Annotated in this window: 18 protein-coding genes and 2 tRNA genes; 5 read left to right on the top strand and 15 right to left on the bottom strand. The window is 41.1% G+C overall.

The genetic code is table 11. The features are described 5' to 3' along the window. Window positions 1-5: 5 nt before the first annotated feature. Complete coding sequence (locus ACT53H_RS17300; RefSeq protein ID WP_004795325.1) at window positions 6-443, bottom strand: DoxX family protein; 438 nt, start codon at window positions 441-443, stop codon at window positions 6-8. A gap of 194 nt (window positions 444-637) precedes the next feature. On the opposite strand from ACT53H_RS17300, the gene ACT53H_RS17295 reads away from it, so the two are divergent. After that, the gene (locus ACT53H_RS17295) at window positions 638-1,285 is read left to right on the top strand and encodes a DedA family protein (RefSeq protein WP_111856346.1); all 648 of its coding nucleotides are present in this window, start codon (window positions 638-640) and stop codon (window positions 1,283-1,285) included. Here the strand turns inward: ACT53H_RS17295 and ACT53H_RS17290 are convergent, their stop codons facing one another. The 5 genes from ACT53H_RS17290 to ACT53H_RS17270 all read right to left on the bottom strand — a co-directional run bounded on the left by ACT53H_RS17290 (window position 1,286) and on the right by ACT53H_RS17270 (window position 4,122). Beyond that, on the bottom strand, window positions 1,286-1,876 hold the full coding sequence (locus tag ACT53H_RS17290) for a LysE family translocator (protein WP_151964490.1): 591 nt from the start codon (window positions 1,874-1,876) through the stop codon (window positions 1,286-1,288). Window positions 1,877-2,090: 214 nt separating this feature from the next. After that, on the bottom strand, window positions 2,091-2,477 hold the full coding sequence (locus ACT53H_RS17285; RefSeq protein WP_454667802.1) for a hypothetical protein: 387 nt from the start codon (window positions 2,475-2,477) through the stop codon (window positions 2,091-2,093). Between the two features lie 10 nt (window positions 2,478-2,487). Continuing rightward, window positions 2,488-3,330 (bottom strand): ParA family protein, encoded by an 843-nt coding sequence (locus tag ACT53H_RS17280; protein WP_151964489.1) that lies wholly within the window; start codon window positions 3,328-3,330, stop codon window positions 2,488-2,490. 76 nt (window positions 3,331-3,406) lie between these two features. Continuing rightward, window positions 3,407-3,802 carry a SirB2 family protein gene (locus ACT53H_RS17275; protein ID WP_476009747.1) on the bottom strand — a complete coding sequence of 132 codons (396 nt, stop codon included), beginning with the start codon at window positions 3,800-3,802 and terminating at the stop codon, window positions 3,407-3,409. Window positions 3,803-3,813: 11 nt separating this feature from the next. Continuing rightward, window positions 3,814-4,122, bottom strand: coding sequence for a BolA family protein (locus tag ACT53H_RS17270; RefSeq protein WP_000051228.1), 309 nt, complete (start codon window positions 4,120-4,122; stop codon window positions 3,814-3,816). Window positions 4,123-4,351: 229 nt separating this feature from the next. Between ACT53H_RS17270 and ACT53H_RS17265 the strand changes: the two genes are divergently transcribed. Together ACT53H_RS17265 and ACT53H_RS17260 are read left to right on the top strand one after the other, a co-directional pair. Continuing rightward, window positions 4,352-4,427: transfer RNA gene (locus ACT53H_RS17265), tRNA-Gly, on the top strand. Window positions 4,428-4,472: 45 nt separating this feature from the next. Next, window positions 4,473-4,548: transfer RNA gene (locus ACT53H_RS17260), tRNA-Gly, on the top strand. 169 nt (window positions 4,549-4,717) lie between these two features. On the opposite strand, the gene ACT53H_RS17255 is transcribed toward ACT53H_RS17260, so the two are convergent. From ACT53H_RS17255 to abaR, 9 genes are all read right to left on the bottom strand, one after another. Continuing rightward, window positions 4,718-5,479, bottom strand: a complete 762-nt coding sequence (locus tag ACT53H_RS17255; RefSeq protein WP_476009746.1) for a 4'-phosphopantetheinyl transferase family protein — start codon at window positions 5,477-5,479, stop codon at window positions 4,718-4,720. After that, window positions 5,479-7,332: an alpha/beta fold hydrolase gene (locus ACT53H_RS17250; protein ID WP_476009745.1), complete on the bottom strand. Its 1,854-nt coding sequence runs from the start codon at window positions 7,330-7,332 to the stop codon at window positions 5,479-5,481. Before ACT53H_RS17250 ends, ACT53H_RS17255 begins: the two co-directional genes overlap by 1 nt. A 54-nt stretch (window positions 7,333-7,386) precedes the next feature. Then, a complete protein-coding gene (locus ACT53H_RS17245) occupies window positions 7,387-8,658 on the bottom strand; it encodes a porin (protein ID WP_476009744.1) in 1,272 nt (423 codons plus the stop codon). Then, complete coding sequence (locus ACT53H_RS17240; protein WP_476009743.1) at window positions 8,655-12,308, bottom strand: outer membrane lipoprotein-sorting protein; 3,654 nt, start codon at window positions 12,306-12,308, stop codon at window positions 8,655-8,657. The genes ACT53H_RS17245 and ACT53H_RS17240 overlap by 4 nt, the downstream gene beginning before the upstream one ends. Window positions 12,309-12,332: 24 nt before the next feature. Further along, window positions 12,333-16,292: a non-ribosomal peptide synthetase gene (locus ACT53H_RS17235; protein ID WP_004795343.1), complete on the bottom strand. Its 3,960-nt coding sequence runs from the start codon at window positions 16,290-16,292 to the stop codon at window positions 12,333-12,335. Beyond that, complete coding sequence (locus ACT53H_RS17230) at window positions 16,289-16,549, bottom strand: acyl carrier protein (RefSeq protein ID WP_004795344.1); 261 nt, start codon at window positions 16,547-16,549, stop codon at window positions 16,289-16,291. Before ACT53H_RS17230 ends, ACT53H_RS17235 begins: the two co-directional genes overlap by 4 nt. Next, window positions 16,546-18,321, bottom strand: a complete 1,776-nt coding sequence (locus ACT53H_RS17225; RefSeq protein WP_081399718.1) for an acyl-CoA dehydrogenase family protein — start codon at window positions 18,319-18,321, stop codon at window positions 16,546-16,548. Before ACT53H_RS17225 ends, ACT53H_RS17230 begins: the two co-directional genes overlap by 4 nt. Window positions 18,322-18,371: 50 nt before the next feature. Further along, a complete protein-coding gene (locus tag ACT53H_RS17220; protein WP_476009742.1) occupies window positions 18,372-20,261 on the bottom strand; it encodes a fatty acyl-AMP ligase in 1,890 nt (629 codons plus the stop codon). An 866-nt stretch (window positions 20,262-21,127) separates the two neighbouring features. Continuing rightward, a complete protein-coding gene (abaR, locus tag ACT53H_RS17215; protein WP_004795347.1) occupies window positions 21,128-21,844 on the bottom strand; it encodes a LuxR family transcriptional regulator AbaR in 717 nt (238 codons plus the stop codon). A gap of 634 nt (window positions 21,845-22,478) precedes the next feature. Between abaR and ACT53H_RS17210 the strand changes: the two genes are divergently transcribed. Together ACT53H_RS17210 and abaI are read left to right on the top strand one after the other, a co-directional pair. Further along, window positions 22,479-22,895, top strand: a complete 417-nt coding sequence (locus ACT53H_RS17210; RefSeq protein ID WP_004795349.1) for a DUF4902 domain-containing protein — start codon at window positions 22,479-22,481, stop codon at window positions 22,893-22,895. Window positions 22,896-22,958: 63 nt separating this feature from the next. After that, window positions 22,959-23,525: an acyl-homoserine-lactone synthase AbaI gene (abaI, locus tag ACT53H_RS17205; protein WP_080632436.1), complete on the top strand. Its 567-nt coding sequence runs from the start codon at window positions 22,959-22,961 to the stop codon at window positions 23,523-23,525. Window positions 23,526-23,579: the final 54 nt, after the last annotated feature.

Genomic DNA, 23,579 nt, shown 5'->3' with positions numbered 1-23,579 from the left:
GAATATTATTTCTCGATTGCATGATCCAAACTAATACGTCCAGCGCCATGAAGCATCAGGAAGAATAAACCACCCGCCATTGCAAGGTTTTTCATGAAATGGATGCCATTGTTATATTGCGCCGCTGCATCAGCACCACCTTGGTGGAATAAAAATGCAGTAAGAATACTAAAGATTCCAAGTCCAAAAGCTGCAAAGCGTGCTTGGAAACCAAATAACAAGGCTAAACCACCACCAAACTCAACCAAGATCACTAAAGGAAGAATTCCTGCTGGAACCCCCATTGCTTCCATATATCCAGCAGTTGCTGCATAACCGGTAATTTTCCCCCAACCTGCAACAAGGAAGATATAGGCGATAAGAAGACGCGCAATAAGGCTAATGAAACTATCTGCGCCTGATTGCGTTACGATATTTTTGACCACTACATTTGGATTAAACATATTGCCACCTTTATTTAAATGCTTATTTATTGATGAGCTCATTCTAGGTTTGGGACATTGATAATTAAATACTCAAAATCCATATATATCGTTGCATAAACGAGATGATCAATTTGTATTTTTTTGATGCTTTATACTGACTTTCTATAGGCTCACTGCTAGGATTTGAGCACGGTTTACCACTTGCTCTTATCATGGAACTTATTGATTTTATTCTACACGTTGATCAACATCTCGCCGAATTTATTATAAATTACGGAACGTGGATTTATGGCATTCTATTTTTAATTATTTTTGTTGAAACCGGTTTAGTGGTTATGCCGTTCTTGCCGGGAGATAGTTTACTATTTGCAGCTGGTGCTTTAGCAGCATCTACAGGTGCGATGGATCCATGGGTACTGGGCACTCTACTCTTCATTGCTGCCGTTTTAGGTGACACGGTAAACTACCATATTGGACGGTTTATCGGTCCACGTGTGTTTGAAATGAATTCCCGATTCATTAATAAACAGCACTTAGTTAAAACTCAAGAATTCTTTGCTCGCCATGGCGGCAAGACGATTATTTTTGCTCGCTTCGTTCCATTTGCCCGCACCTTTGCGCCTTTTGTTGCTGGGGCTGGTAGCATGAACTATAAGTTTTTCTTAACTTATAACCTGATTGGAGCATTCTGTTGGGTCGCTTCTTTTGTAACTTTAGGCTATTTATTTGGAAATATGCCAATCGTTAAAGATAACTTTACCCATCTTATTTTCGGCATCATTATCATTAGTGTTTTACCAGGCATCATCGGATTTATACGTGAAAAACTCAAAAACCGAAAAGCCAATGTTCGAGACTAATTAGAAGAAACGGAATACCACCGGAAGCATACATAAAATGAGTAACATGGCCGATCCTTTATATAAATGATCGGCTTTTATTTTTTTGATTGGACCCGTTAACAACGCTCGTCCAAAAAGCATCCAGAAACTTGCTGCCGGAATCAGGATTAATGTAAAAACACCAAATACGATAAGAAAATTTTCAGGCGAATTCCATGCTTCAGCAGGAAAGATACCCGCTGCAAACAGCAAAGCTTTAGGATTCTTTAAGGTTGATAAGAATAATTGACGTGGTCGAATATTACGGTGACTTTGACTGAACTGTTGTAAATGGGTGTTTTTCCATAAGTGAAAAGCAAGCCAGAATACATAAAGTACACTCGTAATATGCAAAATGAGCAGTAGTGCTGGCCAAATTGGAGCAGCTAAATGAATAAATACAGCCCAAAAGCTAATACCGTAGGCATAGCCTAACCATTCCATTGGGATAAGCCAGAATGCTTTAGATAAACCTTGAGAATGAGCAGCGGTTGCAAGTAAAGCATTTGTCGGCCCCGGAATGAGCAAAACAGCCAACATTGCCAATACAAAAAACCAACTCTCAATCATAAAATTTCCACAACATCCAAGATGGGGCCACCTTAAACGAAATAGGCAAAATATAGCAAGTTTATGAGGGCTTTTGATTATAGAAAATACAGAATTTATTAAGCTTTAAAATTTAAAATGTATTGATTTATATTAATTTTATTATGAAACATTTTGCTAAACTTTAATCATCACAATATGCCTTAATTAGCATATTGTGATGCAAAATAGGCTATTAATTGGCCTTTTTTCGAACTATAATTGGGCAATTTTTAAACTGAGCAGCCTGAACTATGGCTTCTTGCTGACCTAAAACACGTGAAAGTTCGGTATTTTTCGTTGAAGAAGATTGTCCCATATTTACAGAGATAGATGGACCGAATCCCCAACCGCCTCGTCCCCAGCCACCGCCAAGTCCAAGCCCAACACCCATACCAGTACTTTTCGGAGTTTGTACGCCATTATCGATATATTGTTGGATACGGTTATATTCACTTTGTAGCTGCTGACAGCCCAAAGATTGATATTGAGTCGGAGACACGTAAGTCGGTTTTACCGTCGTAGCACAAGCGCCGAGTAATAAAGTGGCTGCCACCAAAGGCACAATATATAAGCCTTTCATCATTTTTCTCTTATCGTTTTGGTTCAATTTCACCAAACAATGTCTCGTAAGCTTGAGTCAATTTATGTTCTGGTGCCAAATGAGCCAAAGGTAAATTTTTCTGATGCGATTCTTTCATTAAAACCGAAGGCGGTAACATGCTATTAAGTACAGGCAACCCTTCATCTTTCAACTGCTGAACCACTTCCCGAGGTAATTTTGCTTGAGCTTGAAATTGGTTGACAACAATTCCTTCAATTTCCAAGCGATCATTATGATCATCTTGCGTTTCGAGAACATTTTCAATCAATGTTTGTAACGCACGCTTTGAAAAGACATCACAATCGAAGGGAATTAAGACTTTATCTGCTGCAATGAGTGCCGATAAAGTAAAAAAGTTAAATGCAGGTGGTGTATCTATATAGATACGATCATATCGTCCAATTAAGTTTTGAATTGAATCACGTAATTTATAAATTTTATGTTTACTTTCAAGTGCATGCTCAAGAGCGCCTAGTGTTGGGCTAGCAGGAAGCACATCTAATTTTGCAAAGGGAGTTGAGTGTACAAAGCTGTCAATATCTTTACTTCGTGGAGCTTTCAAAATCGAACCTAATGCATTACCGATTAAACCCTTTTGTTGATTGTTTCCCAACACATCATCAAAGAAATTTTCGATATTTGGTTCTAAAATTGATTTTTCAGCAGAATAGGTTGCATCATCTCCTAAAAGGTACTGACTAGAGTTGGCTTGAGGATCAAGATCAATGACCAACGTTCTTAAGCCATGTTTGGCACTAATTGCGGCCAAATTTACAGTAATACTTGATTTCCCTACACCGCCTTTTTGGTTAAACACCACACGAGTTAACATGTTTCCCTCTGCATATTTTTTTACTGTACGCAGTTTAACCTAGAGCTTAAGCAAAAAGGCAAAGAATGTAGAACAATTAAGCAAAAACAGGTTTCACAATTACTAAAATAATAATAGCAATAAATGCGATCGCACTAATGATTAAACCCGCCCTACGTTGTGCCAATAAAAGAGTGTCATCTTTTTTAAAGGCTTTCATCAGAGAAGATAACAAGACTAAAAATAGAATAATTTTAGCGTAAAACCACGGCTGTACCTGAAAGTCTTTCATGACCAATAAAATTGCACCCGTAATAAAAACTACGGTAAACGATAAATGTTGTAAGGCAACTAATATTTTGTTGCGTCCCGCAGGATTTGGTTGCTCCCCTTGCGCGCCTACAAACAGAGTTGAAGCGCGTAAGACAAAAACCATAAGTGCAGCAGCCACCGCAGTCATATGAATAATTTTAGTGAGTAAATGTGCATCCATGAAATTAGCCCTTAGCTTTTAGGTGCATGTGCACATTCTGGGCTAGCAGGTGCTTGACCTTGCCACTCACTTGGTAAGTAGGCATGAATTGCTAAAGCGTGAATTTGACCTGGATTCATTAAGTCTGAAGCTAAGGCATAAACTTTTTGATGACGTTGAACTAAACGTAATCCGTTAAATTCTTCACTCACTACAATCACTTTAAAATGTGACTCTTTACCGGGGAAATAACCACCATGTCCAGCCGACTCATTAATAACTTCCAAATGGCTAGGTGCAAGGGTTTGTAACCGTTCAATCAATTGTTGTTCAAGGCTCATAGCTTTTCCTTTACGATTATTCGTATATTTGAACCTAGTATACCCTGTCTACACACAAACAAAAGTTGCTCTTGTATGCTTTGACCCCAAACAAAATGTCTATTTATTCGGCAACTTAACGATAAAAATACATCTAATTGCTCATTTCTGTTTTTATTTTATGCAATCAGCATATTTATTTGCATAAAGTTGTTGACCCATGTTTCGCTTAATGTATTATAAGCGGCACGCGGGAATAGCTCAGTTGGTAGAGCATAACCTTGCCAAGGTTGGGGTCGCGAGTTCGAGTCTCGTTTCCCGCTCCAAATTGGTTTTTTTTGAGAAAGTTTTCGTAAAAACTGCTTATATATGCGGGAATAGCTCAGTTGGTAGAGCATAACCTTGCCAAGGTTGGGGTCGCGAGTTCGAGTCTCGTTTCCCGCTCCAAATTTAAAAGGCCCTAGTCGAAAGACTGGGGCTTTTTTCTTTTCATTAATTCATAATTTTTTTACGGTCTATCTATTCACAGCATAATTTATTGAGAATGGTTCAGCTCAAAGCCAATTATTTCATTACTAGATTCACATTTTTAAATCGTCAGTTATAACGGTTCAATCTAGTTATATTTACAAGGCGTTGGAGTTATTCGATGCGTAGATATAAAGGGTAATAATTGAAAACAGTCCAAATTAAATCTTTCTAGGTTATGGCTTTGCTGTAAACAGATAGAAAAGATGAAGTTGGGTTCATATATATAGCTTTCAAAATAATACTCTTCTGTCTTTTGAGCATCATTGGTTGAGTCGAGAAATTGTATATGCTCAGGCAACACATGAAAGTTGAGCTTCTTTAAATGACGGCTCATTCCTTCGCCAGTACATTTAATATAGGATTCTTTTAAGGTCCATATTTGAAAAAACCGCTGAAATACACTGGATGAATCAGTGAGTTCTTTTTCTTTAATCCATTCAATTTCACTTAGGTCTAACACACTATCTACACGCATCCACTCGAATTCACGATCCACTTTTTCAATATCAACTCCTATTTCCCCTTCTTCAGTCACAGCAAGAATAATAATGTCCGCTGAGTGAGTAAGATTAAAATACACAGCCTTGCTGCCTTGTACAAAAGGCTTGCCGTTGGGATGTAATAAGAGGTTAACCTCATGCGGAGAAATGCCTAGCTTATCCGCCAAGACAGTCTTCACTAATACGCGAGAGATTAAGAAAAGGCGAGCCGCCTTAGGATGATATTGATCATATCTCAGCTTCTCTGCCGAACTGAGAAAGCCGAGATAATGACTCAATACCAAATGGTCTTGTGGTACCCGTGAAACTGGGCAGACATAAACCTGCACTTGGGCACGATCAGACATTAGGAAGCGGTAGTGCTGTTGTATTTCATCAGAACAGGTGCGAGATAGTCAGAAACCGCATCTACATGTGTAACGTGCGGATTATGGCCTGCGCCAGCGATAATATGTATAGGAATATCTGAGCTTATTGTGGTAACAACTGGATCTTTATCTCCCACAATGATTTCAACTTTAGAACGAAGCTCATTTAACAAAGCTGTCTGAGTTGCTCGCTGCTGCGGCAAACTAATACGGTGCATGTACTCACTAATATGCTTGGCTACCGACACTCGACGTAATGAATCCATCGCATAACCAACAGACGGATTTTGTTGTCCATCTGGATGTAGGTCTTTAGCAATCATATCTTTTGGCACAAAACGGAAAATCAGATTAGATATGGTTTTTATCTGAAACATTTTAGCGGCCTGCGCCTGAACAAAATAAGGCGATATGAGGATAAGACGTGCAACTTTATCTGGATATTTCTTTGCAAGATTCAACGCAAAGAGACCTCCTAACGAATGCGCAATAACAACACTATTTGGCGCTAAAAGCTTTGCAGCGGCATCAATAAATTGATGGCTGTTGTCTTCCATCATCTCATAACTGCCTGAACGCCCAAGTCCCGGCAGGTCCATCATAGCGACCTGGTCGTATGTAATTTTATTGATGATTGGAGACCAGCATGCACTATCAAATGGAATCCCATGTAAAAATAATGCAGATGAGGTGTCAGAACTAATCGGCTGTTTAGTATAGATTTCTGTCCAATATCGATTCTGATAGCTAAAAGAATTAGGTGTTGATACTTGCATACGACCAAAGCGTGTAAGCACCAAACGATCAATCCAACGAGAAAAATAAGGAGTGACATTGATCAGGTCTGCGATGCCCATTTTCGCTGCCATCGCCTCTGCCCCAGCAACATGATAGTGCTCGGTAGAAATGAAAGAGAGTTGTTCTTTAGAACCATCAAGCAATACCTCAGGTAATTTCTCTAATAGACCTTTGGGTACTTGTAAATATGGTGTGCTAACTCCCAAATGCTCGGCAGCTAGGTGAACGAGACGATGAAATTTCGGCGTCGCAGGATCAAGCAACATATACTCCTGAGCAATAGTCTCAGGATAAGACATCGTTCGGATCAAAAAGCTCACGATATACTGCATATTGCATAGTGGCAGGAATGTATCACGACCACCTGGCAATGCCAGCAGACGTCCCTGATAGAGCTTATCAATCATGTCAGCAACACCGATATATTGCATATCGCCATAGTTATAAAAACCATCAATGACCGTCGCTGGATTTATTGCAGTCCATGGCACATTTAAACGCTTACAGGCCTCAATGAAAGCTTGATAACCCAAAATTTTTGAAGCTTCATAGCCACCATGTTTGCAATACAACTCATCAGCTGACTCTTGTGGCGGAGTAGCCACACGATATCCACCAATCCAGATAAATCGCTCAAGCTGCTTCAATGTTGCAGCCCATTCAATCAAGGCAAGTCCTGACTTAATATTGGTACGCTCAGCTTCAGCTTTGCTAATGCCCCAATTAAAGGATGCAGCAAGATGATAAATCACATGGATCTTTGCCTGAGCATCCGCTAGCAGAGAGTCCAGCTTAAAATCGCGGCTTAAATCATATTCGACAAACGAAATAGACGGATCGACCAGCCCTTCTGTTGCAATGAAACCTAACAGCTTATCTTTCTTGGTTGCAGCATTACGCAGCGCAGCAATCACCTGATGGCCTTCACGCAGAAGATCAACGATCAGTCTGCTACCAATAAAACCTGCTGCACCTGTTACTAATATGGTCTTCCGTGAAAAATTATCTTTTTTTGCGTTATTTAAATTATCCATAAATCACCTTATTAGGGACTGGGCACTCCCAGCATTGTTTTGGAGCGAATTATCTTAAAAATTATATCGAACCTGGGCATACACCAGACTGTTATCTCTAAATTGTCCTAACACCGTATCATTTCTACCCCAGAAGCGATCTCCACCTACATTCAATTGCCAGTGATCATCAAGGCTGTAATTAATACGTACTCTCAACAATTCATTAGGCTCTGGTGCAAAGTAGAATCCTGTTACTTCTAATTTTAGATTATCATTCAGTAGGTTAAGTGCATAGCGCAGCATAGCTCCATACTGATCCTGCTCATATTGATCACTGATTGTTTGTTGATAACGGTAAACTTCTCTCAATACTGGATTTGTTAAGCTGTCGGCAGATCTAAAGTCCTCCGTATGTTTATATACGCCAACCAAACTTAGCGTGGAATTCTTCAATGCTAATTCTGGACCCATGACCACGGTCAGATTATTTTTTTTGTGCGTAAGATCTTCACTACCATTCGAGTCAGTGTGGGTATATGCCGCTTCACCGCGCCATACGATATCGTTATGGTTATAACTGAAATCAAATCCATAGACGGACATAGGATTATTTTTCAGTTGTAATGTTGCTCCTGTTGGAGATAACGACTGTAGTGATAGATCAGGCATGTGATCTAAACCTGAAAAATATGATGCCCCGACATCTAGACCATCTACAGAATAATCCCAACGTACTGCAAACATAGGACGGCTCTTACGGTCTATGTCATACTGAACACCAGAAATCTGGCGCAATGGAATCACATCTGAACGACTACGCGGATACCACAATGCTGTCCATTTATTGGTTCCTGATTCAGGAATATATGTCAATTTGATTGCATCATTTCCAAGACGTTGATCAGTCTCATCGGGCACTAGGCGCGTATAGGCACGGGGCGATAGATTATCTGTCGGATTAATCCCATCAGCTCTCCCCCAGACTACAATCTGGCGACCAATATCGACATAGACTGTCTGATCCCAGTTATAAGAGGCATACAATTCACGTAAGTTGCGATTTACCTTACTCACTTGATCTGGGTTTGCAGTATGGTCCGTTTCGTCTCCAATATTTATGTCGTAATGGATCTTAAACTCTGGATTAAACTTGAGCGTACCATTGGACCAGAAGCTTGCTTGTCCAATGTTTTTTAACGAACTTAAATTACGATCTGATGACCACACATCGAGTCTGGCTGAGTTCTGGCTCACAAAACTAATTTCGCTGTCATCTGCATAAGTATGCTGCAGTAGCATAAAGCTACTGCAGCATACAAATACCCAATAGGCACCTTGCGTCATTTTTCAAGACTCTGCGGTGAGAAAAGCTTATCGGATAAGGTTTTCTCTGCGACAAAATCATTGACGATAACTTGTGTCATATGCTGAGTTTGCAGATTTTTCGCCATAGATTTCATGGCCTGCCATCTTGGTTTCACTTTGCCGTAAGGACGGATATCCGTGAACTCAATATGCTTTAACGGTTTACCTGCAGTATCCCAAATATCGATGGTTGCTGTAACAAAGTTGTCTTTGAGGATACACATGCGACGTTTGCTATAACCAAAGTCACTCTTCACAGTATTATTGATTGGCGTTGCTTCAATCGTGTAGCAATCTTTGCCATTAAATTTGCCATCTGCTAGTTTAGTGTACTTCCAGTCACTTAGCTTATAACCAAGCACATCACCATAACTAAAGTCCGTACCAATAAAAGCATCGCCCTTATTCGCTGATGCCAAACGACGTACTTTTTTTAATGCAGGCAAATAGACAAACATGCTATCACTGCCTTTTGCATTCTCAATCAACAGCGTCGTGGTTCCCTGTACATCTGCTGGTGAGATGAATTCAGTCAAACGCATATTGTTCTGAGTATTTCCAGCAAGCTTAGTCATATTTTTAGTCAAACGTACGCGTTGCTCGCCGCTTTTAGATGTCAGCACAAATTTAGCACTAGCACTTGAAGACAAGAACTTAGAGGCATCATCACTACGGCTAACAATGTCTTGAACCTCATCTGCATGAGATGTTTTAGGCATCGACATTGTGAGCGCCGTACCCAACAAGAGACTTGTCACAACAGTTTGTGCAACGGTAATGTTCTTCTTATTTGAGGGAAAGATAAAACGAGGTTTCAACATTAGAATCATTGTAGGTACCATAATTAAGGTTGCAAATACACTGAAAAGCATCGCAATCACAATAAACATCGCTAGCCATTGATGCACATGAAAGCCTTGCGATAAGGACAATACGCCATACCCACCAGCAACAGCAGTCGCAACAAAAAGCGAAGCCTTACCAGCAGTACTTAAAGTTTTACGAATAGCATCTTTGATATCACTGCCCTCTTCACTCAAGATTTCTCGCAAGCGATAGAGGAAGTAAATGGCATAATCTGCACCAATACCAACCGCCATGGCTGAGATCAGAGAGTTCGGAATATTGAGCGGAATGTCGAGCCAGCCCATCACACCAAAGATCGCAAGAATCGAGAATAGAAGTGGTGTCAGGACAATGAGTCCCGCAGAGAACGAACGGAAAACTAGCGCAGAGATAAAGAATACGGCAAATGAAATCTGTAGAATGTTCATGAGCTTGCCGTGAACCATGGTTTCAGTTAAAGCAATGGTTTGAGTCACATCACCACCGAAACTCACAACAGCTTTATCACCCAATTGACCCGCCATATATGTTTTTAGCGACTCAAGGATTTCTTTAATACGGTGATTACTACCTGTTTTTAGCAGAATCGTAATCTTGGCATAGCGTTGAGTTGTATCAATGTAAGATTCAAAATCAGTCGGCTCACCAGACATTGAATACAACAGCAGATATTGAGCAACCACATCTTTGGTTGCTGGAACCTGAAATGCCTGTGGCTGATCAGCATTCATTGCCTGATTCATTCTTTTGATATAGTCAACGATAGAGATGGTTTTACCAACCTCTGGAATTGAATTCGCGAACTTCTCTGTATTATCAACCGCTTTTAGGATTTCTGGGTTTTCAATACCATCACGAACTTTGGTATCGACCATGATATAGAGACTGTTTGTGCCACCAAGAGACTGATTCAAAAATCTGTCGTCTTGCTGCATTGGTAGATCGCGCGAGAAGAAGTTTCGGCTATCGTTATCCACCACAATACGACTCGTGCCGAGAGCAAGAAAAACGCCCAGTACTGCAATCACAGTCATTAGCATCATTCGCGGACGAACTGACAAAATGACATCACCAATGCGTTTTGGAATCCAGTCCCAGATCGGCAAACCTTTGCGTGCAACCTTAGTAACCGAAGGCGGTGGTAACATCGAGCGAAGTACAGGAATAAAAGTCATCTCAATGATCAGCGTACTGATGATCCCGATTCCCGTAAAAATACCGAATGAACGGATAGTCGGAATATTAAAGGTCAACAGAGAGAAGAATCCAGCCGCTGCAATTCCCCCAGCCAATATCATAACCGGACCAACACGAACCATAGACTGCACTACGGCTTCGCTATTTGCAGCTTTAGGCTCCATCCCTTGGGCAATCAGACGATCAAAATCTTCATAGTATCGCTTGAGCAACTGCACGGCGTGCCCTGCCGCGATGGCCAGAATCAGAATTGGTGTAGGAGAGTTAAAAATATCCATTGGCTGTTTAAACAGCCCCATCATGCCCATACCCCATGCTACAGACAGCAAAGCTGTAACCAATGGCAGGATCAGGCCTTGTTTACTGCGGAATGCTTCGAAGTGCAATAATCCAATAACCAACACGGCAATTGGGAACAAGATATTGATACGCTTAGAGTAATCTTCGGCTTTATCTAAATAGACTGGATTACCACCAACACTGATGGTCATATCCTTAGACTGTTCAGCCGCTACGATTTTGTTGATCGGGCCCATCATCTTTTGGAAGCCTTCTGGACTTTCCTCAAGTTCAAGCAAAATAGCAGCAGTTTTCTGATCTTTAGATACTACCGAATTCATATAGATCGGATTCAGTGCCAACAGTTTTTTCAGGTGATCGACATCACTCTCGGTCACAGAACTATTCGGCAGTAGTTTCTTGGCATCAAATCCATCTGAATTAGCGGTGATCCCTTTGGCCTGACGTGCAGCCAGACTCATTAGAGTAGATCGAACCACACCCGGAGCATTATCAACTTCTTCAGTAATACGTTTAACTTTTTCTAACACTTGCGGCTGATAAATATCTCCCTGCTTCGGCGTAATACCGATCACGACCATGTACTTGGAGCCGAATTTCTTTTCAATCAGCTTGGTGGAGGTGATATAAGGATGACCTTTGGGGGCAAGCGCATCTGGGTCAATAATAATTTTTACGCCAGATGCGAGATATGCCAAAGCAAGCGTTAAAAGCATCACCACAGTCAGTACAATACGGCGATGTCTGAGAATCCAACGCGCGTATTGTTCCATCATCTGATGAGTTTTACGAAGTGGTTTACTATTGGTCTCATGCGTTTGCTTACCATCGTTGCCAACCGACTCATAGGCTTCACCCTTCTGAGCCAATGCTTCAAGATTAGCAACATCTTTTTTAAACTGAGCAAGAACCATCTTTTTTAGCAGTGCTGGGGGCAATACACCAAAAAAGCTGCCTGGCTCTGCCTCAAACACCCATTCAATCAAAGTACCTTCTGCATGTGGTTTGAAACGGTAAGTCCCAGTGTAGTGAAAGGGTCCTTCCACTACTTTAAACGCATACAATTCATTCGGTACTAGATGTGTAATTTCACCTTTAAAGGACATCTCACGACCAATAAAGCTAAAACCGATTTCATACTTGCTGCCCACACGTGGAGTATTGTCTAGCAGTTCAGAATGCTTACACGACAATTGCCAACCTGCATCATTGGCCGGGTTTGCAAGATAGTTAAAAACCTTGTCAATCTCGGCCGGTATGAGGAAAGCATGTTCTATGGTCACCATAGTGGTTCTACCTTCTTGTATTTCTTATGCGGGAATTGGATACATCTGATCAATTGTCTGGGCAACAGCCACGACATTCTCAGCGTACATAATTGATGAATGGTCACCAGGAAGATCCACCTGTTTAAAGGTGTCTTTAACCAATTGATCCCAACCTAGGCTTTCCCCAAAATCTTCTGGTTCATCTTTGGCCTTCACAAAAAGAATCGGAAACTCTTCAGGCTCTGGGAAATAAGTCTGGAGTGCGATGCCATTCGCCAAATAGGTATCAAAGTAAAGTCGGAAATCTGAGGGGTCTGCATCTAGAGGCAGGACATTGATGGCCTTGGCTTCTTTAAGCACATGATCAAACATGTGATCTGGACTCAATTCACGCAAGTATTGCGCTGGGATCGTCAACTTCTTGCCATAAGGCGCAGCCAAATCACGGGCAAACCAAGACAAAAGCATCGCATCATCAGCATCTTCAGGTACATTCTCTGGAATTGGAGCACGGGTATCGATCATGACAATACCTGTGACCTGCTGTCCCATTTGACGCAGCTGATGACTGATCTCGTATGCGATCGCACCACCAAAGCACCATCCACCGAGGAAATAAGGTCCCTCAGGCTGCATCTTTTGCATTTCAGCAATATAGAGCGTTGCCATATCTTCGATTGCCACTTCTGCAGCATCTGCCTCAATCAGTCCAGGAGACTGAATAGCACGCAAGGTACGTTTCGGATTGAGATGGCGCGAAAGTTCCATATAACAGAAGGTGCTACCACCAATTGGATGGAACAACCACAGTGGTTGCTCGTAAGTTCCACGGCGTAGTTCAATTACAATGGAAGGCTTAATTTCTTTATTTTCACGAATGATCTCACCCAAACTCTCCACAGTGGAATATTGGGCCAGCAAAGCAACTGATAGTTCGGTACCAAATGCTTTTTTGAGGTGATTAACAAGCTTCACAGCAAGTAACGAATGTCCACCCAAGTCAAAGAAGTCATCATGTATACCAACCCGTTTAACCGATAAAATCTGCTCAAAAGTAGTACACAGTTCAATTTCAATCGGATCACGTGGTGCAACATAATCGTTACTTTGTTCAAACACAGGCTCAGGAAACGCTTTACGATCCAACTTATTGTTGGCCGTCATTGGAAATTCATCCAACGTCATAAACGTATTTGGTACCATGTAAGCTGGTAGATGGATTTGCATCGTCTTTTTCAAACTAGCAATGTCAATCTCATGTCCAGTTAAATAAGCCACCAGTTTTTGATCGTTGCTGGCTGTACTCTTAACCAGTACAACTGCATCGGTGATACCGTCGATCTGTTTGATAACATTCTCGATTTCGCCTAGTTCAATACGGAATCCACGAATCTTGACTTGGAAATCTAGACGTCCATGATGAGTCAAACTTCCATCCGTACGCAGACAAACTTTATCTCCGGTACGATAGAGTCGACCAGCATTTGGTAGAGATGGCAAAGTTCTAAATTGAGCATCTGTCAGTTCAGGTCGATGCCAGTAATCAACTGCTAGACCATCACCTCCAATCCAAAGCTCACCCATGACGCCCGGTGGGACTAAACGTTGCTGTTCATCAAGAACATAAAGCTGGGTGTTCGCTAGTGGTTCGCCTAAATCAATACACTTTGCATCGGTGATACGAGCTGCACTAGACCACACTGTAGTTTCGGTTGGTCCATACACATTCCAAAGACAGCCGACTTTACCCAGCAGTTTTTCTGCAAGAATAGTATCTAGTGCTTCGCCTCCACAGAGTGCAGTCAACCCTGTATTGCCGCTCCACTCGCTATCTAAGAGCATTTTCCAAGAAGCCGGTGTTGCCTGCAAAACATTGATAGATTTAGTATTTAGATAATCCACCAATTGATTGCCGTCTTGTGATACCTCACGTGGGCAAACATGTACTACACCGCCGTACATCAGCGGAATGAGCAACTCAAGAATCGAGATATCAAATGCATAAGTGGTGATTGCTAACAACTGAGTCTCAGTCGTTACTTGCAACCTATCATTCATAGATAGCAAGAAATTGATGATTGAAGGATGCCCAATACGCACACCTTTAGGCTTACCTGTCGAGCCTGAGGTGTACATCACATAAGCGGTTTCACCAAAGGCCAGCGTCTCGCGCACTTGCTCCAGTGGCACAACGCCAGCTTGATTGATATCTAAACGCGGCACAGAAACGTTAAGAGCATCCATCAACTCGGTTTGAGTTAAGATGACTTTAGGTTCAGCATCTTCGATGATGTTGTGCAAACGTTCACTTGGGAAATTAGGATCTAGCGGTACATAAGCTGCTCCTGCTGCCCAGATCCCGAGGATTGCTGCTGGCAATAAAGCTGTGCGATCTAACATCAGACCTACACGATCACCACGAATAACGCCATGCGCACGCAAATATTCAGCAATACCAGCGATATGTTGACCTAACTCACGATAGCTAACTGCATGATCCTTCGAGGTCAAAGCATGATTTTCACCACGCTCATCAATCTGCTTTAGAATCATTGCCAGTAGATCATGTTGAGGATAATCAGTCGCCTGTCCACGTAGGGCCTCAAACTGGATGCCATCCACATAATCAGGTGCAATATCTAACTCAACGATCTTACGTTCAGGATGAGCCACCATCTCTGATAGTACAGCTTGCAGCAGTTGCACCATATTCTCGGCAGACTGTGCAGAAAATAGCTCGGAGTTATATTTCAATACACCAACCAGTTCGCCTTGGTATTCACCGCCCATTTCCAGCGTAAGATCTAATTGACCTTCTTGCTGGCGAACTGGAAAACTTCCTAAGGTCAGGTCTTGGCCGACCAAAGTCGCTGGGGTCTGGATTGGCAGGAGTAGTTCTTTAAACTCATCCATGCCACCTAGACGTTCCCAGAACATCCCCACCTGAGCTAATGGGTTAATACTGCCATCACGCTTTGGTGAAACAGCTTCAACCACTCTGGAAAAGGCAACTTTTTGATGCTTGAGGCTCTGTCTTAATTGTTCCTGAACCTGCTGTGTAAATTGACGTAAAGTCTGGTCAGCATCAATGTCCATGTGAATAGCAATCGTATTGACAAACTGCCCCAGCGCATTGCGCAACGAGCGCTCAAGTCGACCAGCTACAGGTGTAGCAATAACGAGTTCATTTTCATTTGATAGCTTGTGTAGCAGGATATAGAAGCCAGAGAGTACGAGTCCAAACAGCGTGATCTCATAATCTTTCGCTAAGTTCACAAGACCAGACGACACTGACTCAGGCACACGGAACACCAGTGAGCTACCTTTGTGTTGCTGCACAGCAGGTCGAGGATAATCAAGCGGAATGCTATGCACATGTGGTGCATGTTGTAACGCATTTTTCCAGAAAAGTAGACTCTCATCAGCATCGTCAATCACAGTACTCTGCTGCTTATCAGCATACTGTGCGAACTCGATTCCATTCACTGTATCCGACTCTGTAACTAGTCCAAAACGTTTGCCGACATCGCGCAGCAAGAGACCAATCGACCAGAAATCCATGAGGGCATGATGAATCACGACTGCAATCACATAGTGATTTTCACCACGTTCATAACAATGAATACGCCACAGCGGTGGCTGAGTTAGGTCAAACGGCTGTTTAGTATCCTGCTCGACCAATTGTGTCAAATCAGATGCATCAACATGGCGAGCATCAGAGAAGACGATATTAGGATAGATTCGATCCCAGATAAGTTGCTCAATACCCTGATCATTGGCAGGCATACTTACACGTAGCAGCGGATAATCATGCATTACCGCTTCTAGAATCTCCATCGGCTTATTGCCTAATGGTTGGTTGACCTTCACATCAAAGGCCACCACCATATTGTAGGCACTGCAGGTCGACTCAAGGCGCTGGATATACCAGATGCCAAGCTGTTCTGCAGAAATCGCATGACGTGACAGAACTTCTGGTTCTAGTCGTACAAGGTTATTCACGAAGCAACTCCCTGTTGCAACTCAGAAACAAGATATTCAGCCAACGCATTAATTGTCGGGTAATCCCATAGTAGTGTCGGTTCAAGCTCTAGTTTTGTCAGATCTTCTAAATCCCCAGACACAGACAAAGCAACGATCGAATCAAGACCGTAACTGGTAAATTTTTGATCTGGATTAATCGTCTCAGGCTCTACGCGCATTTCTTTGGCTACTAGCGTACGAATAATTGCGCTCCAGTAAGCTTTATCTTTATTCATGGGGTAATCTCCTCTTTAACCGGCTTGGCATCACGTGGTGCCAGTGCAAAATCGATGACAGATAACATATGGTTGGTTGAAATTCGGTCTAGCAGATCTGCCAATGTGCTTTCACGTAGTGATGTCATTGGAGGGGATGCCTGCCCTTCAGCAGCATTTAGGAAAATGATCAGCCACGCACCATCCTGTAAAGCAGGTCTTAAGCCATGACGGTTAAATATCCAAAAACCCAGCACAGCAATGCGAGAAAATAACTCAGCATAGTCACGGGCCAAGCTGAAACGTAATGTTTCAAACTCTTTGGCCGCTTCTGAATTTGAGAAATAATCCTGAATTTTTTGATCTAGCGTGTGCTGCTCGATAAGAAGTTGATCAGCACGTTCACGTAGCGGGGACAGAATCTCAGCAGTCAGTCCCTCTGTAACGTCCGCATCGTTAAGCATCCCGATGATCGTTCCCAGTGACTCCATCACCAAGTCACCATCGCGGTTGAAAATCTCAAGCTCACGAAAATCAATAGCATCCGTCTTCACCTGTAAGTCATATAACTGGTGATAGCGTGCTTTAGCTTCGGCTTGGTCGAGATGGTTTACTTTTTTGCTACGGCCTTTATTGGCAGATTTGAGCTGAAAACTCAGGCTGTCTAGACAGACGGTGCTACTGCCGTCAAACACACTAACAATCAGATGATCTCTGAACGCTTTCTGGTACATTCCATCAGCATATGCATTTCTTAAGAAAAAACGTGACCCAAGCACTGAGGAAGTGATCTTAGCGAGTGACTCTACATACTCAGGCACCAGTACCTTAATGATCGGTGACCATGTGCTGAACTGATTGATACAAACATGTAACCCACGCGCACCAACGAGTGACAACACCTCAGCAGCCAATAGATAGGCATAGGCTGTAGCCAGTTGCTCACGCACCAGCGGAATGCTTATTACTTTTTTGTTATATAACTCACGCTCAATAGCAAACTCAGTCGCGATGCGCAGCATCGTATCGCCCGCACCCAAAGAGAAGCTGCTGCAATATGCACGCGTCACCTGTAGCGTCTTGAGTCCAAGCTCTAAGCCCTGACCTTCTTCACCGATCAGAGCATCTTTGTGAATTTCAGCATTGTTAAAGCCAATACCACTGATATCTAATCCGCGCATACCCACTGTTGGCAGACGGTTCAGGCTATAAGTTCCTTTAGAAACCATATGACGCTTATCAAGCCAGAATGCACTGAGGCTACGTGGTCCACGGTCATCCGACGTTTTAGCAATCAGACTTAAAGAGTCACCTAGAGTAGCGCGATTGATTGACCATTTTTCGCCATTCAAAACATACTTGCTTTCAGTAGCTTGTGCAGTTACTTCACTAGATAGCAGGTCAGCTCCGTGCGCTTTTTCACTATAAGCCAGCGCTGGTGCAGCACCACTCAAAATTCGACTAGCAATGTTTTGGCATTGATTCGCATTACCGCCGATCCATACGATCACAGACCAAGCATTCGTGCTATAGGTCGAGTTGATGGTTAGATCACGTCGTGCCAGCACACGATGCAGATATAGCAACTCTTCACCAATTTCCATACGACCTCCAAGCTCTGAAGGTACATAAAAACGGTTCATGCCGACGGCATTCAGAAAATCAACAGCACGCTGAGGGTATTGCTCCTTCTCATCACGCTCAATGGCAGCGGACCAAGAAAAATCGTTGTTAGTATCATGTACGGAGCCTAAAATTTGCTCCAGACGAGCAGCAGATTGAAACTGCCGCAAATTAGATGTAAGTGACATGAGTTTTTGCTCAAATGATTAAAGGGTAAGGATTAAAACAAAGCACTTTTCAATCGATTAAAAATAAGCGCGCGCACTTCTCGTTCCTTGACCATTGAGTTGAGTAGATTGGAGCTATAACGAATCAGTTGTCCCCTCTGCTCACGATCACGGATGATGTCTAAGCCATTTTTGACATAGTTTCGAGCCATCACCGTTCTACGGTTTGGATGGGTTAAACAGATTAGTTGACCGCGCTCGATCTGCTCTTTAATTTTTCTTCTTCTAATTTTTCCGCTAGTGGTCTTGTTTATCCGACCTTGATGCAGCAAATAAACACCTTCTACAGGCAAACCGATATCAGCCGCGACTTGTTCTTTAACCTGAGTTCTGATGGTTTCAAAATTAAGTGTCTTGTCTATCGACTTCTTTTTGATCTCAAGCACAACCGTGACACCGTCAGAATTATCGAAATTCACTGCTGCGACACAGCCTTTACGGACAGCAGGATGTGCTGTTTCAACAGAACACTCGATATCTTGTGGGTAATAGTTTTTGCCACGGATGATGATCACATCCTTAAGGCGACCAGTCACATACAGGTCTCCGTTTTTAACAAAGCCCATATCACCAGTTCTCAAGTAGTGCACTTGACTAGGCTTATCTGCCTTATCGAGGATGGTTGCAGCAAAGGTTTCCTGATTGACCTCTGGCTTCTGCCAGTAACCCGCAGTGACACTCTCACCTGCTAGCCAGATTTCACCGACTTCATCAGCCCCTACCTCTTTGCGGGTATGTGGATTAACAATACGACAATCAATATGTGCGGAAATCTTGCCACAGCTTACTATTTGTACGGCTGCCTGATCTTGACTGGTCTGCACCAAATTGGCATTCAACTTTTCACGATCAATTGAAATAGCATTGAGTGGACCAGTCACACCACTGACTAAGAGCGTAACTTCTGCCAAGCCATAGCACGGCAAGAAAGTATCCATTCTCAATTTCGACTGAGTATTGAACTTCTCCATAAAGCGTTGCATAACATGAGCTTTGATTGGCTCGGCACCGTTAAACATCACACGCACACGGCTCAGATCAAGCGCTGCTGCGTCCTCATCCGAAATGCGATGCAGACACAATTCATAGGCAAAGTTTGGTCCGCCACTAATCGTGACACCTTTTTCACTAATGAATTGCAGCCACTTAAGAGGTTTACGAATAAAATCCAGCGGTGACATTACATAGCAGGTCAGACCTACATACACGGTCTGCAAAACTGAGCCGATCAATCCCATGTCATGATAAACAGGTAGCCATGTAAGACCGATATCATCCGCTTGTGTGCCAAAAGCTTCAGCAATCATGACTTCATTTGCCATGATGTTTTTATGGGTGACGATTACCCCTTTAGGCCAACCAGTTGACCCTGAGGTGTATTGAAGGAAGCAGATATCGTCTTCAGCAATATGTGGAAAATCCTTTTCCACTAAGTCACGCTGCAATTGGGCATCAACAGCATGCAATATTAAACTTTCGTTTTGGGCTTTTAATGTGATAAGACCCGATAGCTCAAGAATCTTTTTGGTTGTGAGTACTATCTTTGGCTCACAGTCATTCATAATATTCAAAATATTAGAAAAACCATTGCGGTTAAAAGGCAAGCTGACAGGTACTGCGATAATTTTAGCTTTTAAACAGGCAAAGAACGATACGATAAAGTCCAATCCTGGCTCAAACAGCAACACGGCGCGATCACCGCTATCTACAAGATTCATTAAGATTTGGGCCTGACGTTGAACTTGCTCGTTCAGCTCTGCATACGTCAGAGATTGAATTCCACCGGATTGGCGCCCTAAATACTCGAAAGCAATCCTAGCTCCATTTGAATTTGCGTGGGATTCCAAAGTTGCAAGGATATTATCCGTACCCATTACAGCCATAACTTACTCCGATTAATTATAATTCACCCTTTAAACTCGCTAATTCAGAAATGACGCTTCTAGCTGGGGCTTTTAATAAAAAATAAATATATTTTTTGTTTAAAATATAAATTCACATTATATTTTATGTGCGAGTGTTTTTTATTACACCTGTAAGGTTTTACAGGTTGGCCTGTTTTTATTAAGAATTAAGAAATTAGATATCTTTCATAAATTAATTTTTATTCAGTTCAATATTGTGAAGGCTGGCAATTAAATTAAACCTCTAACTCAATTTTTGCCCTTATTGGGTTAATATTTAATAGTGTTACGCAAGGTTTTAGCATGCCAACTATATGGCCTGTTCGTATTCTTATTTTGTAAGTCTCTTGATTAGATATCTTGTATTTACAATCTAACGTACTGATTATTTGCTTTTCTTAAGGGCAATAAATAATTCAGGTAAGGTCTCCTCACAGCCTTTATTTATAAGGATAAAGTTCCTAAAGAAATCTGCTTTAATTTGTACTTGAATAGCATGAAGCTATGTACAGCGCCTTGACTGATATACAACTCTATAAATTAATAAATTTTATCTTCTAAGAACCGATAAAATGCCAATACCAAATTTTAAAACAATAATATTAATAAAATATTTTTAACTATAAATTTCATTTATTCTTTATTTTATCATTAAGTGAAAATATTATTAAACAACCCCATCAAATCAATTTTAAAAACTTTTATAAATAAGATTATCCATATAAATTCGACTTCAATTAAAATTTTATTAAATTAAACAATTCTCAATTAACCCCATTTTAAACAAACATCTAACAATAATTTATTTTATTAAAATTAATTATTATATTTCTATATATCTAACTTTATAAAATCCCTAACATTACAGCTCTAATCGCTGCTGAAATTTTATTATTCACATTTAACTTCTGCATTGAATTTCCGAGATGAAAATTTACTGTTCTTTCAGTTACACCGAGAATCTGAGCAATCTCTGCTGACGTTTTTCCTTCCGCAGTCCAACGTAGAACCTCTTTTTCCCGATTCGTTAAATAAAGATTAAATTGAGCAAATTCTGTTTCATTCACAATTTTAGCAATACTGGAATGTACTGTCTGAGATAGCCAAAACATATTGGTATATTGAGCTTTCTGCTCTTTTTCTGATAATTGGTCAGTGGATCTTGCGAGTGTTAGCATTCCCCTTGTACCAATAAAATCACGGCTTGACTGTGCCCAACCGACATTTAAACCATAAGAACGTGCCTCCTCCCAAAAATCTTTTTGAGATTGTGTGTTCGCAGATTGGCTCGACCAGACAAGAGGTTGAAGTGATAGCATACAATGCTGTACGGTTGGATCTACCCTCACATATTGCTGTTTAACATAACGCTTCTGCCATGCTTCGGGATAATTATTCAACATAATTGTTTTTGGTTCAGCAATAGATAATGGCGACTGCATACCATAAGCACAATAATCAAATCCAAGCTTTGAAGCTGTAGATTTGACTACCTCAAATAGCTGATATTGATTTTTTACCATCAGGGATGCTGATAGTAGATCTTCTTGCCAATTTTCCATTTACTCTCATTAAACCTCATGCATAAATCATTTTTATTTAGTTGCATATAGTGAATTCATAATCCAATTAACAACATTTTTGAGCCTGAGAGGGTGGTAAATTTTTCGGATAAACTGGTTCAGAAAGCTTTTTAAGGTTGTTATATTGCACATGCGAATTATGCTTGAAAGCCTCAAATTTACAGGATGCATTTTATTCCAAAAATGAGTATTTTTTATTTTTAAAAAGAGCCTATTATTCCTTCTTATTTGTATATTTCTATTAATTTAACTAAAGAATAACATCTACTAGTGATACTAGAAGTATAAATTTTTATTTATTATTTAATGAAACGCATAATCATGATAATGATTTCTAAAATATTATTTTAATAATAGGATAGATATTATCTACAATACATATGAAAAACTTAAACTGTTGATGGCCTTGAAACAAGCAACTCTCATATTGAAGCTATAGATGGGTCAATTTCTGCGTAAGTAAAACTTCCTGCCTGAAGTACTTTCTAAAGAACAGCTTAACGTTGTGTACCGCTGGATTAAGGCTAACCTGTAAAACTTAACAGTATTTTGTTGGCAATAATTTATGTTATTTATCTATAGAACTGTAATTCAAGTCACTTGAATAGGTAGCATGGTCACAATCCCCCCTGATTTTTCAATCTCAACAGATGGTTTTATTCGGATGAATGAAATCCAGCTTATGAATTACCCCCTCCAACACCTCATATCTATTGTTGAAACTACACAAATTGAAGACTCTCAAATTCTATATTGTGGGTTTACTGAATGGGCAACATCACGGAGCCCAGCTTTAAGTACTGGATGGGACTGGGAATTTATTGAGAACAATGGAATTGCTAGCTTAAAACGAATTGGGCTACCTCGAAGCAATATCATGATTGTTGATTTATCTGGTACAGATATTGGATTTGATGTTACTGAAACATTAATCGAAAAAAAAATAGATTCTTTATTTTGGGAACAGTTCATTTATGCTCAAATCAATACAACGCAAACAAAGACTAAATTAAGTCCAAATTTCTCTTAGAAACCTGTAAATTCTTACAGTTACCACCTTTTCAGCTGTCGAGTAAAGTCGCCTGAAAAATAAGTGGAAGCACTTGTAATGAATGTTATTGCTGGATTCCAAAATAATTTTTCAGAAGTCCTATATACCAAATTTAAAAGTTACCGCTACAAGGTATTTGTTGAACATTTGGGTTGGGAGTTGAACTGTCCAAATAATGAAGAATTAGATCAATTTGATAAAATCGATACAGCTTACGTCGTCGCTCAAGATAGAGAATCCAATATTATTGGCTGTGCCAGACTACTACCCACGACTCAACCCTATTTACTGGGTGAAATATTTCCTCAATTAATGAATGGAATGCCTATTCCTTGCTCACCAGAAATTTGGGAATTATCAAGATTTTCAGCCGTAGATTTCTCGAATCCACCGACCTCTGCTAATCAAGCAGTGTCATCCCCAGTCTCTATTGCTATTCTGCAAGAAGCGATCAACTTTGCAAGAAAACAAGGTGCAAAACAACTCATTACGACCTCACCTCTTGGGGTAGAGCGGTTATTACGTGCCGCGGGTTTTCGCGCCCATCGTGCAGGACCGCCAATGGTTATCGATGGATATGCCATGTTTGCATGCTTGATTGAAGTGTAGTTTGTTAAATCAAAGTCTTAGATATTGGTGACATAGCAAAGATGAGGATCTTAA

It is taken from the genome of Acinetobacter sp. DMC2 (assembly GCF_056314305.1).
The sequence above is the reverse complement of the archived record's forward strand: the minus strand, read 5'-3'. Positions and strand labels throughout refer to the sequence as shown.